This window comes from Nocardioides seonyuensis, assembly GCF_004683965.1.
GTDB lineage: Bacteria > Actinomycetota > Actinomycetes > Propionibacteriales > Nocardioidaceae > Nocardioides > Nocardioides seonyuensis.
This window is the reverse complement of sequence record NZ_CP038436.1, coordinates 2,826,538-2,838,844: the sequence shown is the minus strand read 5'-3', so window position 1 is coordinate 2,838,844 and position 12,307 is coordinate 2,826,538. Positions and strand designations below refer to the sequence as shown.

The 12,307-nt window shown below is 69.3% G+C and carries 12 protein-coding genes and 1 pseudogene; 2 read left to right on the top strand and 11 right to left on the bottom strand.

Annotated features, from left to right (window positions below):
• Positions 1 to 116: 116 nt before the first annotated feature.
• The 9 genes from EXE58_RS13770 to EXE58_RS13730 all read right to left on the bottom strand — a co-directional run bounded on the left by EXE58_RS13770 (position 117) and on the right by EXE58_RS13730 (position 9,779).
• On the bottom strand, positions 117 to 1,292 hold the full coding sequence (locus EXE58_RS13770; protein WP_135268411.1) for an acyl-CoA dehydrogenase family protein: 1,176 nt from the start codon (positions 1,290 to 1,292) through the stop codon (positions 117 to 119).
• 11 nt (positions 1,293 to 1,303) lie between these two features.
• The gene (locus EXE58_RS13765; protein ID WP_135268410.1) at positions 1,304 to 2,455 is read right to left on the bottom strand and encodes an acyl-CoA dehydrogenase family protein; all 1,152 of its coding nucleotides are present in this window, start codon (positions 2,453 to 2,455) and stop codon (positions 1,304 to 1,306) included.
• A 1-nt stretch (position 2,456) separates the two neighbouring features.
• The gene (locus EXE58_RS13760; protein ID WP_135268409.1) at positions 2,457 to 3,359 is read right to left on the bottom strand and encodes a 3-hydroxyacyl-CoA dehydrogenase family protein; all 903 of its coding nucleotides are present in this window, start codon (positions 3,357 to 3,359) and stop codon (positions 2,457 to 2,459) included.
• Positions 3,359 to 4,141 carry an enoyl-CoA hydratase/isomerase family protein gene (locus EXE58_RS13755; RefSeq protein WP_135268408.1) on the bottom strand — a complete coding sequence of 261 codons (783 nt, stop codon included), beginning with the start codon at positions 4,139 to 4,141 and terminating at the stop codon, positions 3,359 to 3,361. Before EXE58_RS13755 ends, EXE58_RS13760 begins: the two co-directional genes overlap by 1 nt.
• Positions 4,142 to 4,146: 5 nt before the next feature.
• A complete protein-coding gene (gene pcaF / locus EXE58_RS13750) occupies positions 4,147 to 5,343 on the bottom strand; it encodes a 3-oxoadipyl-CoA thiolase (protein ID WP_135268407.1) in 1,197 nt (398 codons plus the stop codon).
• Positions 5,340 to 6,974: an AMP-binding protein gene (locus EXE58_RS13745; protein WP_135268406.1), complete on the bottom strand. Its 1,635-nt coding sequence runs from the start codon at positions 6,972 to 6,974 to the stop codon at positions 5,340 to 5,342. The genes pcaF and EXE58_RS13745 overlap by 4 nt, the downstream gene beginning before the upstream one ends.
• Before the next feature lie 65 nt (positions 6,975 to 7,039).
• On the bottom strand, positions 7,040 to 7,780 hold the full coding sequence (locus EXE58_RS13740) for an SDR family NAD(P)-dependent oxidoreductase (RefSeq protein WP_135268405.1): 741 nt from the start codon (positions 7,778 to 7,780) through the stop codon (positions 7,040 to 7,042).
• A gap of 46 nt (positions 7,781 to 7,826) precedes the next feature.
• A complete protein-coding gene (locus EXE58_RS13735; RefSeq protein ID WP_135268404.1) occupies positions 7,827 to 8,972 on the bottom strand; it encodes an acyl-CoA dehydrogenase family protein in 1,146 nt (381 codons plus the stop codon).
• A gap of 12 nt (positions 8,973 to 8,984) precedes the next feature.
• Positions 8,985 to 9,779 carry an enoyl-CoA hydratase-related protein gene (locus EXE58_RS13730; protein WP_135268403.1) on the bottom strand — a complete coding sequence of 265 codons (795 nt, stop codon included), beginning with the start codon at positions 9,777 to 9,779 and terminating at the stop codon, positions 8,985 to 8,987.
• 140 nt (positions 9,780 to 9,919) lie between these two features.
• On the opposite strand from EXE58_RS13730, the gene EXE58_RS13725 reads away from it, so the two are divergent.
• Positions 9,920 to 10,582 carry a TetR/AcrR family transcriptional regulator gene (locus EXE58_RS13725; RefSeq protein WP_135268402.1) on the top strand — a complete coding sequence of 221 codons (663 nt, stop codon included), beginning with the start codon at positions 9,920 to 9,922 and terminating at the stop codon, positions 10,580 to 10,582.
• Here the strand turns inward: EXE58_RS13725 and EXE58_RS13720 are convergent.
• Together EXE58_RS13720 and EXE58_RS13715 are read right to left on the bottom strand one after the other, a co-directional pair.
• Positions 10,572 to 11,042, bottom strand: coding sequence for a PaaI family thioesterase (locus EXE58_RS13720; RefSeq protein WP_135268401.1), 471 nt, complete (start codon positions 11,040 to 11,042; stop codon positions 10,572 to 10,574). The genes EXE58_RS13725 and EXE58_RS13720 overlap by 11 nt on opposite strands.
• Positions 11,043 to 11,358: 316 nt before the next feature.
• Entirely contained in the window at positions 11,359 to 11,553 is a 195-nt protein-coding gene (locus EXE58_RS13715) for a hypothetical protein (protein ID WP_135268400.1), read from the bottom strand.
• A gap of 360 nt (positions 11,554 to 11,913) precedes the next feature.
• Between EXE58_RS13715 and EXE58_RS20500 the strand changes: the two are divergent.
• A pseudogene (locus EXE58_RS20500) lies at positions 11,914 to 12,276 on the top strand (transglutaminase-like domain-containing protein); the annotation flags it as partial.
• Positions 12,277 to 12,307 lie beyond the last annotated feature (31 nt).

Below are 12,307 nucleotides of genomic sequence, written 5' to 3'. Positions count from 1 at the left end.
GCGACACCGTAGTGACGATCACCAGCGGGGACTACTCCCCTCCGTGGGCGTCAGTGAAGCACATCGGTCCAAGCCCTTGCCCATGTCGACCGAAGTCGATGTGAAGGCGTCGGTGGTCAGCGGTAGGCGGCGTGTCCGGTCAGGGCCTGGCCGATCACCAGCTGGTGCACCTCGGAGGTCCCCTCGTAGGTGAGCACGGACTCGAGGTTGTTCGCGTGACGCATGATCGGGTACTCCAAGGTGATGCCGGCGGCACCGAGGATGGTGCGGCACTCGCGGGCGATCGCGATGGCCTCGCGGGTGTTGTTGAGCTTGCCGAGACTGACCTGGCGGTGGTCGAGGGTGCCGGCGTCCTTGAGGCGGCCGAGGTGCAGGGCGAGCAGCATGCCCTTGCCGAGCTCGAGGGACATGTCGGCGATCTTGGCCTGGGTGAGCTGGAAGGCCGACAGCGGCTTGTCGAAGATGTCACGGTCGTTGGCGTAGGCGATCGCCGTCTCGAGGCAGTCACGAGCCGCGCCGAGGGCTCCGAACACGATGCCGAAACGGGCCTCGTTGAGGCACGACAGCGGGCCGGAGAGCCCGGTGACGTCCGGCAGCACGGCCGAGTCGGGCAGCCGCACGTTGTCGAGCACGAGCTCGGAGGTCACCGAGGCACGCAACGACATCTTCTGCTTGATCTCGGGAGCCGAGAAGCCCGGCGTGTCGGTGGGCACCACGAAGCCGCGGATGCCCTCGTCGGTCTGTGCCCACACGACCGCGACGTCGGCCACCGACCCGTTGGTGATCCACATCTTGTTGCCCGACAGCACCCAGTCGTCGCCGTCCTTCTTCGCGCGGGTGCGCATGCCTGAGGGGTTGGAGCCGAAGTCCGGCTCGGTCAGGCCGAAGCAGCCGATCGCGTCGCCGGCGGCCATGCGGGGCAGCCACTCCTGCTTCTGCTCCTCAGACCCGTGCTTCCAGATCGCGAACATCGCCAGGGAGCCCTGCACCGACACCAGGGAACGGAGCCCGGAGTCGCCGGCCTCGAGCTCCATGCAGGCCAGCCCGTACGCAGTGGCGCTGGTGCCCGTGCAGCCGTAGCCCTCGAGGTGCATCCCGAGCACGCCGAGGTCGCCCAGCTCCTTCGCGAGCTCGCGGGCCGGGATGGAGGCGGACTCGTACCAGCCGGCGAGCTGCGGCTTGACCTTGTCCTCGACGTACTTGCGGACGGTGTCGCGGATGGCGATGTCGTCCTCGCCGAGGAGGGAGTCGGTGCCGAAGAAGCCCAGCGGGGACTGCGGGGTGGTGGCCATGAGGTGTCCTTTCAGAGGAAGGCGCTGATGCCGGTCTCGGCACGCCCGATGAGCAGCTTCTGGATCTGCGACGTGCCCTCGTAGAGGGTCATCACGCGTGCGTCGCGCATGTATTTCTGGACGGGGTACTCATCGACGTAGCCGTAGCCGCCGAAGGCGGAGATCGCGAGGTTGGCCGCCTTGACGGCCGCCTCCGAGGCGAAGTACTTCGCCTTGGACGCCTCCACGCCGAACGGCTCGCCGCGCTCGATCAGGTCGGCGGCCCGCCAGGTGAGGAGACGCGAGGCATCGGCGTCGACCGAGATCTGGGCGATCATGTCCTGGATCATCTGGAACGATGCCAGAGGACGGCCGAACTGCTTGCGCTCCTTGGAGTAGTCGACGACGGCCTCCAGGCAGCCCTGGACGATGCCGGTGCAGCCAGCCGCGACCGAGACCCGGCCCTTGTCGAGGGAGTGCATGGCGATCGAGAAGCCCTGCCCCTCCTCACCGAGCATGGCCGACGCGGGAACGCGCACGTCCTCGAAGGACAGCTCGGCGGTGGCCTGGCCACGCAGGCCGAGCTTGCCGTGGATCTCGGTGCGGCCGAAGCCGGGAGTGTCGGTCGGCACCAGGAAGGCAGAGATGCCCTTGGGCCCCGGGCCGCCGGTGCGGGCGAACACCAGGCAGACGTCGGCCCAGGTGCCGTTGGTGATGAAGATCTTCGACCCGGTGATGACGTAGTCGCCACCCTGGCGGGTCGCCCGGGTCTTCAGGTTGCCCGGGTCGGAGCCGTTGTCGGGCTCGGTGAGGCCGAAGCAGGCGAGCCTGGTGCCGTCGGCGATGCCGGGCAGCCACTCCTGCTTCTGCTCCTCCGTGCCGTGGGACAGGATCACCTTGCCCACCAGTCCCATGGAGACGGACACGATGCCGCGGACCGAGGAGTCGGCGCGACCCAGCTCCTCCATGCCGATGCAGTAGGTGATGTAGTCGCCGCCGAGGCCGCCGTACTGCTCGGGGATGGTGAGGCCGAAGAAGCCGATCTCGCCGAGCATGGGGATGATCTTCGTGTCGACGGACTCGTCGCGGTCCCACTGCGCGCGGTGGGGCACGACCTCCTTGTCGAGGAAGTCGCGAGCCAGCTGCTGGAAGCTGCGCTGCTCGTCGGTGAGTGACAGGTCCATGTCAGGCTCCTGTGGTCTGGTCGGGGGTGTCGTAGGTGTAGAAGCCGCGGCCGGTCTTGCGCCCGAGGTGACCAGCCTCGACCAGGTCGGTGACGGTCCGGCTGGGAAGGTCCGCCGGGTCGTTGGTCTCGGCGTGGCGCGCCAGCTTCGTGCGGTAGCCGATGTCGATGCCGGTCAGGTCCATCAGCTCGAACGGGCCCATGGGGTAGCCCAGGGCGGTCCGGCACGCGAGGTCGATCGACTCGACGGAGGCGATCCCAGCTTCGTGGAGGCGGATCGCCTCGTCGCGTACCGCGTTGAGGATCCGGTTGGCGATGAAGCCGTTGATCTCCTTCTCGAGCACGACCGGCTGCTTGCCGAGGCCCTCGACGAAGGCAACGGACCGGGCTGCGACGTCGTCGGAGGTGTCCGGTCCGCGGACCACCTCGACGCACCGCATGACGAGCGCGGGGTTGAAGAAGTGCAGGTTGACGAACCGCTCGGGGTGGGGCGCCGCGTCGGCCAGTCGCGAGGGGACGAAGCTCGAGGTGTTGGACGCCAGGATCGTGTCCGCCCGGCACACCTGACCGAGCGTCGCGAACAGCTCGCGCTTGACGTCGAGGTCCTCGACCACGGCCTCGATGACGAGGTCGGCGTCCTCCGCACCGGCGGCCGGGTCGGTGTGCAGGGCCAGCCGGTCGAAGGCGGCGGCGACGTCGGCAGCGGCACGCCGGCCCTTGGCGACCTGCTGGGACATCCGCTCGCGCAGCTGGCGGTCGGCGCGGTCCAGCGCGTCGGCATCGACATCGGCGAGCGCGACGTCGTGGCCGGCCAGCGCGGCGACGAGGGCGATCTGGGAACCCATGGCACCGGCCCCGACGACGAGGACCTTGAGCCGTTCGGTGGGCGGTGTCGTGTCGCTCATCAGCGCCCCTGGAAGACGGGCGGGCGCTTGGCGAGGAACGCCTCGGCGCCCTCCTGCTTGTCGTCGGTGGTGTAGAGCAGCGCCTGAGCGAGGCGCTCGATGACCAGCCCGGTGTGCTGGTCGGTGTCCATCCCGGCGCGTACGACGAGCTTGGCGAGCCGGACGGCGAGCGGACCCTTCGCGAGGATCTGGTGAGCGGTCTCGCGGACGCTGTCGACCAGGTCGGCCGCCGGCACCACCGACGTCACCAGTCCGTGTGCCAGCGCCTCGTCGGCCAGCACCATCCGGCCGGTCAGGATCATCTCGATGGCGCGCCCCGTGCCGACGAGCCGGGCCAGGCGCTGCGTGCCTCCGGCGCCGGGCAGGACCGACAGGGTGGTCTCTGGCACGCCGAACCTGGCCGAGTCGGCCGCGATGCGGATGTCGCACGACATGGCGAGCTCGCACCCGCCACCGAGCGCGAACCCGTTGACGGCGGCGATGGTGGGCTTCTCGAACGCCTCGATCTCGTCGTACACGCGCTGCATCTCCGAGGCGAGGGCCGTGTGCAGGGTGTAGTGCTGCAGCTGGGAGATGTCGGCGCCGGCGACGAACGCCTTCTCGCCGGCCCCGGTGAAGACCACCACACCGGCGGCGTCGTCGTCGCGCAGGTCTGCCAGCACCGACCGCAGGTCGGCGAGCACCTGGCGGCTGATTGCGTTGCGGACCTCGGGCCGGTTGACGGTGACCAGGGCGACACCGTCGGTGATGTCGAGCAGGAGGGTCTCGTAGGTCGTCGACATCGCGCTCACACTGCCTCGAACAGCACGGAGATGCCCTGACCGACACCGACGCACATCGTGGCCAGCGCCCGCTTGGCGCCGCGGTCGTCGAGCTCCATCGCTGCGGTCAGGGCCAGCCGGGCGCCGCTGGCCCCGAGCGGGTGGCCGAGGGCGATCGCACCGCCGTGGGGGTTGACGTGCTCGGCGTCGTCGGGGAGGCCGAGGTCGCGCAGCACGGCGAGCGCCTGGGCTGCGAAGGCCTCGTTGAGCTCGACCAGGTCGAGCTGGCCGACCTCGATCCCGGTGCGGGCCAACAGCTTGCGGGTGGCCGGGACCGGGCCGATGCCCATGACGCGCGGCGGTACGCCGGCGCTGGCGGCGGCGCTCACGCGAGCGAGCGGCTGGAGGTCGTACCTTGCGACGGCGGCCTCCGAGGCGATCAGCACCGCGGCGGCTCCGTCGTTGACCCCGGAGGAGTTCCCCGCGGTGATCGAGCCGTCGGCGATGATCGGGCGGAGCGCGGCGAGCTTGTCCAGCGACGTCGCTCGAGGGTGCTCGTCCTCGGTGACGGTGGCGCTCGTCCGGCCCGACACGACCTCGACGGGCACGATCTCGCGGGCCAGCCTCCCGGCCGCGATCGCCTTGGAGGTCCGCTCCTGCGACCGCAGTGCGAAGGCATCCTGGTCGGCCCGGGAGATGTCACGCTCGGTGGCCAGGTGCTGGGCGGTCTGCGGCATGGCGTCCACGCCGTACTGCTCGGCCATCGCCGGGTTGACGAAGCGCCACCCGATGGTGGTGTCGTGGACCTCGACTGAGCGCGACCAGGGCTTGTCGGCCTTGGCCATGACGAAGGGGGCTCGCGTCATGCTCTCCACGCCTCCGGCGACCACCAGGTCGGCGTCACCGGCACGGACGGCGCGGGCGGCAGTCGCGACGGCGTCGAGGCCGGAGCCGCAGAGGCGGTTGAGGGTGCCTCCGGGGATCTCGACCGGGAGCCCGGCGAGCAGGGCGGCCATCCGGGCGACGTTGCGGTTGTCCTCACCGGCCTGGTTGGCGCAGCCCATCAGGACGTCGTCCACGCTCCCCCAGTCGACTCCCGGGAGTCGACCGACGAGACCACGCAGCGTGTGCGCGGCCAGGTCGTCGGGGCGGACCGAGGCCAGTGCACCGCCGTAGCGGCCGAAGGGTGTCCGGACGCCGGCCACGAGGTAGGCGGTGCTCATGCGGACGCCACCTCGCTGCGCAGCGCGAACTTCTGGATCTTGCCGCTCGGCGTCTTCGGGAAGTCGTCGAGGAGCACCAGCCTCTCAGGCCAGTACTGCTTGGCGACACCCTTGGTCGCCAAGAACTCCTGGAGACCGGCGAAGGTCAGCGGCTCGGCACCGGACTTCAGCACCAGGCAGGCGCAGGCCCTCTCCTGGAGCCGCGGGTCGGGGACCCCGACCACCGCGACGGCCTCGACGTCGGGGTGCTCGTAGAGGACGTTCTCGACGTAGGAGACCGGGATGTTCTCGCCGCCACGGATGATGACGTCCTTGGTGCGTCCGGAGATCCGGAGGTAGCCGTCCTCGTCGACGTGGGCCAGGTCGCCGGTGTCGAACCAGTCGCCCTCGGGGTCGGGGCGGAACAGGGACCGCGTCATGTCCAGCCGCTCGGCGTAGCCGACGAAGACGAAGGGTCCACGGACCTGCAGCGCACCCTCGGTGCCTGGCGGGACGGTCGCTCCAGCGAGGTCGACGACACGGATCTCCATGCCGGGGAACGGATAGCCGTCGGTGTCGATGACCTTCTCCTCGGGGTCGCCGGGGATGCCCAGGGTGACCAGGCCCTCCTCGGTCTGGCCCCAGCCGCCCAGCACGGCGACGCCGGGCAGCTTCGCCTTGGCCTCGCGGACCAGCACCCGCGGGATCGGCGCGCCCATGCAGCAGAACCGCGTCAGCGAGGCCAGGTCGCGCTCCGCGAGGCCGGGGACCGCGAGGAGGTCGTGGAGGAACGGGGTGGCGGCCGAGGTGTAGCTGATGGAGTGCTTCTCGACCAGGTCCACGAACGTGGCAGCGTCCCACACGTCCTGGAGGACGCACGTCGCGCCGTTCTGCACGCTGAGGCGGGCGCCGTACAGGAAGCCGGTGAGGTGGGCCAGCGTCGAGGCCATGTGGAACACCGTGTCAGGGGTGATGCCCAACCGGGCGGGGAGGGGGTCGTTGGCGGCCACGACGGTGTTGTGTGTGTGCATGACGCCCTTGGGCTCACCGGTCGTCCCCGAGGTGAAGATCAGCAGGGTGACGTCGTTGGGGTCGGGGCGTAGACCGTCGAGCTCGCCCGCGTCGCGCCGCTCCTCCCACGGGGTGGCCATGAACTCCTCCCACGACGAGGTGTCGCCCGGCTCGCCCACGACCAGGACGTGCTCGAGGGCCGGCCAGTCCCCACGCATCCGCTCGACCATCGCGGGGTAGTCGAAGCCGCGGAAGGACTGGGGCACCACGATCACCTTCGACCTGGCCAGGCCGACCATGAAGCCGACCTCGCGCTCACGATAGATGGGGATCAGGGGGTTGCTGATCGCGCCGATCCGGCTGGCGGCGTAGTGGACGACGATCCACTCGATCCAGTTGGGGAGCTGGAACGAGACCACGTCACCGGGACCGACGCCGAGCTCGCGCATGCCGAGGGCGCACCGGTCGACCTGGGCCTTGAGCTCACCGAAGGTGACCTGCGTGCGGCTGTCGATGAAGGCCACCTTGTCGGGTGTGGCCGCGGCAGCCTCGTCGAGGAAGTCGATGATGGTGCGGTCGCGCCAGTAGCCGGCGGCGGTGAACTTCTCGATCTTCTGGGGTGTCAGCGTGGTCTCGAACATGGCAGCGCTCCGAATACGGTGGATGGAGACGTCGGGATGGGTTGGCGTGATCGTGTGGGAGCCGATCACACCATCGTGAGGCCGCCGCTGACGCTGAGGGTCTGGCCGGTGATGAAGGCGGCGTCGTCGGAGGCGAAGAAGGCCACCGCGTTGGCGATGTCGTCGGGCTGGCCCAGGCGGCGGAACGGGATCGCCCTGGTCAGGGCCTCGCGCAGCTTCTCGCCGCCCATGCTCGCAAACAGTGCCGTGTCGGTCGGTCCGGGGCACACGCAGTTGATCGACACCTGGCTGCGGGCCATCTCTCGGGCGGTCGCCTTGGTGAAGGCGATGACCCCGCCCTTGGCCGCGGAGTAGACCGCCTCGCCCGAGGAGCCTGTACGCCCTGCGTCGGAGGCGAGGTTCACGACGCGGCCGCTACCTTGCTCGGCCATGATCGGCAGCACGGCCTTCGAGGTGTTGAGCACCCCGTAGAGGTTGATCGCGATGACGCGCTCCCAGGTCTCGGGCTCGGAGTCGACGAAGGGCTCGGCCTTGTCCCAGCCGGCGTTGTTGACCAGGACGTCGATGTGACCCAGCTGTGCCTTGACCTGGTCGACCATCGCGTTGACGGAGTCGCGGTCGGTGACGTCGGTGCGGACGCCGATGGCGTCGTTGCCGAGCGCGGCCGCGGTCTCCTTGGCTGCCGCCTCGTTGATGTCGGTGACGACGACGGTGGCACCGTCGGCCGCGAGGCGCTCCGAGATGGCCTTGCCGATGCCCTGGCCGGCGCCGGTGACGATGGCGATCTTGTTGTCGAGCTTTCCCATGGTGGTGCCTCTCGTGAGTCGTTGTCTGGCGGGGTCGCTGCGTCGCTCAGGGAGCGAACGCGCGGCCCAGCAGGGAGCGGGAGATGACGAGCTTGGAGACCTGGGCGGTGCCGTCGCCGATCTCGAGTCCGATGACGTCGCGCAGCCTCTGCCCGACCGGGCTCTCGGTGGAGTAGCCGAGGTGGCCGAGGGTGAGCAGGCACTGGTGGATGACCTCCGCCGAGAGCTTGGGGGCCCAGAACTTGGACATCGCCGCCTCGGCGGAGTGCTCGAGGTCCTGGTCCTTGCGCCACAGCGCCTCGTAGCAGACGTGGCGTGCACCCTTGACGTACGTCGCCTGCTCGGCCAGCGGGAACGCGACGCCCTGGAAGGTGCCGATGGGCTTGCCGAACGCCTCGCGGTCGCGCGACCACTGCAGCGCCTCGTCGAGCGAGGCCTGGGCCGCTCCGAGGCAGGCGAGGCCGATGATGGCGCGGGAGTAGTCGAAGCCCTGCATGACGGAGACGAACCCGTCCCCCTCGTTGCCGATCAGGCCGTCGGCGCCGACCGGGGTGCCGGAGAAGTGCAGGGACGCCCGGCCGATCGCCCGGCTTCCGAGGTCGTCGAACGGGGCGCGGGTGACGCTCGGGTGGGAGAGGTCCACCCAGAAGGCACTGACACCGCGTGCGCCCGGCCCACCCGTGCGAGCCAGTACGACGGCGCGGTCGCTGGCCATGCCCAGGGTGATGGAGGTCTTCTCGCCGTGCAGGGTCCAGCCGTCGCCGTCGCGCACCGCCTTGAGCTCCAGGCTGGCCGCGTCGGTGCCGTGACCAGGCTCAGTGATGCAGATGCACGGCACGGTCTCGCCGCTGGCGATGCCGGGCAGCCAGGCCGCCTTCTGCTCGTCGGTCGCGTTGCGGACGATGATGTCGCTGATCAGGGCCGTGTTGATGATCAGGTAGGTCGCGTTGAAGTCGGCCCGGCCGACCTCCTCGGCCGCCACGCCGGCGATCACAGCGGTGGCGTCCTGGCCGCCGTACTGCTCAGGGATGCGCAGGCCGGTCAGGCCCATGCCGGCCATGTCGAGCGCGAGCTCGCGGCGGAAGGTCGCCGCCTTGTCGTCGGACTGGTAGTGGGGCGCCAGCGTCTTGGCGGCGAACCGGCGGATCTCCGCCCGGAACGCCTCCTGGTCCTCGTCGTCTGCGTAGAACATCGCGGCCGGCCCTCAGTGCCAGTTGACGTGCTGGTTGAAGTCGGGCTTGCGCTTCTCGGCGAACGCCGAGGCACCCTCGAGGCCCTCGGGAGAGGCGGTGAAGAGGTCGAGTGCCGTCATCGCCATGTTGCTGTAGCCGGCCTGGTGGTCGGTGTCGGCGTTGAACGACTGCTTGAGGAAGCGAATGGCGGTGGGACTCTTCTCGGCCACCTCCGCGGCCCACTCCTTGGCCTCCTTGAGGAGCTGGTCGGCCGGCACGACCTTGTTGACCAGGCCCATGCCGAGCGCCTCCTGGGCGTCGTACATCCGGCACCAGAACCAGATCTCGCGTGCCTTCTTCTCCCCCACCACGCGGGCGAGGTAGGCCGAGCCGAAGCCGGCGTCGAAGGAGCCGACCTTGGGGCCCGCCTGGCCGAACCGCGCGGTCTCACTCGCGAGCGACACGTCGCACAGGACGTGGAGCACGTGGCCGCCGCCGACCGCGACACCGTTGACCGCGGCGATGACGGGCTTGGGGATGTCGCGGATGAGCTTGTGGAGGTTGCCGATCTCGAACATGCCGGACTCGCTGGGACCGTAGTCGCCGGTCTCGGCGCGCTGCTTGACGTCTCCGCCGGTGCAGAACGCCTTCTCTCCGGCACCGGTGAGGATCACCGACTGGACCTGCTTGTCGGCCCACGCCAGGCGGAACGCCTTGATGAGCTCCTCGACCGTCTTGGCCCGGAACGCGTTGTAGCGCTCGGGCCGGTTGATCGTGATGACGGCCGCCGAGTCCTCGACCGCGTACGTGATGTCCTCGAATGTCATCGTCAGCCCCTGTGCTCGTAAATTGAATCTTGCTTCACTTTGGATGAATCTAGATTCACTGCATGGCGCTGTCAAGGGGTACGTGTGAGTAGAATGAACCAAGATTCACTCTTTCAGGCACCCCCAGCGTTGGAGGCTCCATGACGTTCGCCGCCGAGCTCGATCCCGCCGACGCCGCCAGAAGCGCCCGGGCCGAGCGTCGCAGCGCCCAGCTCCTCGAGGCGGCGGCGCGGTTGATGGAGCGCGACGGATCCCATGCGGTGTCCATGCAGTCCGTGGCCGCCGAGGCCGGCGTGAGCGTCGGTCTGATCTATCGCTACTTCGGGAGCAAGGACGACCTGCTCCTCGCCGTCATCATCGGCGTGCTGGACTCCTTCGCGACCCGGGTGCCGGCCGCGGTCGAGGCCGCTGGCGACGATCCCGTCCACCGCCTGGCCGCGGGCTTCCGTGCCTACTGCGAGGTCATCGACGAGCGCCGCCACGCCGCCGTCCTGACCTACCGGGAGACCAAGAGCCTCGACGAGGCGGGCCGGGCGCGGATCAAGGAGCTCGAGGTGCAGACCAGTGAGCCGTTGCGGGCCGCGCTCCGCGCTGGCGTGGAGGCCGGGGTGTTCGACGTGCCAGACCTCGAGCTGGCGGCGTACGACCTGCTCCTGCTGGCGCACGCCTGGGCCCTGAAGCACTGGTACTTCGAGCGGACGCTCTCCCTGGACACCTATGCGCAGCGCCAGCTCGCGCTGGTGCTCAAGGGCATCCTCGAGCCGAAGCATCGTCGGCGCTACGCCGACCTCCTCACGAACTGACTCCAGTGGTGGAGGGAGTCCCAGGCACCCCGATCAGGGTCTGCTGGCCGGCGGCAACTAGCTTTCGTCCGTCGTCCGAGACGGCGAAGACCTCGAGCCGGCAGATGCTGAGGGTGCGGCCGGACTTGAGCACCGTACCGATCGCCTCGAGATGGTCTCCCGCTGCCGGAGCGACGAGGTTGAGCTTGTACTCGACCGTCAGCACCTCGGAGGTCGGCGGCATCAACGTCAGCGCGGCATACCCGCCCGCCGTGTCGGCGATCGCGCTGGTCGCTCCCGCGTGGATGTAACCGTGCTGCTGGGTCACCTCGTCACGGTGCGACAGAGTGACCTGGACTCGACCAGGCGCCACATGTGTGAGCTGCGCCCCGAGCAGTCGCATCAGCCCTTGGCGGTCGAAGCTGCCCTGGACCCGGTCGATGACCTCACGACTGGCCTGCTCTGGGGTCTGGTCGCTCATGGGTGCTCCTGACGTTGATCCCGGGTGGATCCGTCCATGGTGTCAGCGAGTCGTCCCGGTCGTCGCCCGAGACGCGAAAACCGCCCGTGACCAGCAGGTCACGGGCGGTTTCTCTTTGTAGCGGGGGCAGGATTTGAACCTGCGACCTCTGGACGCCGTCGAGGGCGTCGCGACTACTTCGGTCCTGGATCGGAAGCTACCGACTCGCACGGTGTGGTGAGGGATGCGCCCTCGCGTCCGATCTCAGGATACCCGCCTGGCACCGAGTAGCGCGGGCCCAATGTGGACCGTAAGTGGTACCGGGTCGAATCCCCTGTCAGCCTTCGGCGGGCGCTCCGCGAGCATCGCGCTGGCCACGGTCGTAGGCCTCAATGCCGCCCTCGAACCAACAGTGCGTCGCTAACTGGATGAACGCGGCGTCTACGCCGAGAGCGTCGACGTTCTTGCCAGCGTCGTGCAGCAACGCGGCCAGCATCGGGTTGTCCGGGCTTGGCCACGGCGGCTCAGGCATCTTCGCCGCTCGCGGAGTCGGCCAACTCCCGTCGCATGTCCTGCTCCCAGGTGTGAGTCTCAGCCTCTACCCACGGATCCTGCTCGGTCACAGCTTCAGACTGCCACGACCCACCCACCTCGCGACCGCGACGGGCGAAGTCCGGGTGAGTGCGACCTTCGCGGCTACTAGACGATTCCCGTAGGGCCGGTGTCTGGCCAGACTCGGTCCAGGTGATCGGCGGGGAGCTCTCCACGCGGCTGCCCACCGGCTGTTCTGGTGTGGCTCACTATCGGTCTGCAGCCCGCCGATCACCGTGACGAGGCGTGGCTCAAGAAGGGACTGCCCTGCTCGTAGTAGCAATGCCCACTGGCGGCGGCGATGACGCCGACCGCGGGACCGCACCTCGAGCGACCTTCTTCCTTGATCACGACAGCGCTTCGGTGCGCGACTTCACCGAGCAGGTGGGTGATCGCCGGCGCGTCGAGCCCTCGTGAGCGAGCGAGCCTCCTCTTCGCAGCGGTCCGGGACAGGGTCTGGTACGACCCCTACTCGGTGTCCCGAGATCCTGCGCACTACCGGGCGAGCTACGTGCTCGAGGCGGGCCGCGCCTACTGCGTTCCCAAGGCGGTGCTTCTGACGGCGGTGCTGCGGGCCGTGGGCATCCCCGCCCGGCTGGGCTTCGCTGACGTCCGCAACCACCTGCAGACCGACACCTTACGGGCCGTCATGGGTGGCACGGACCTGTTCGTGTACCACGGGTACTGCAGCGTCC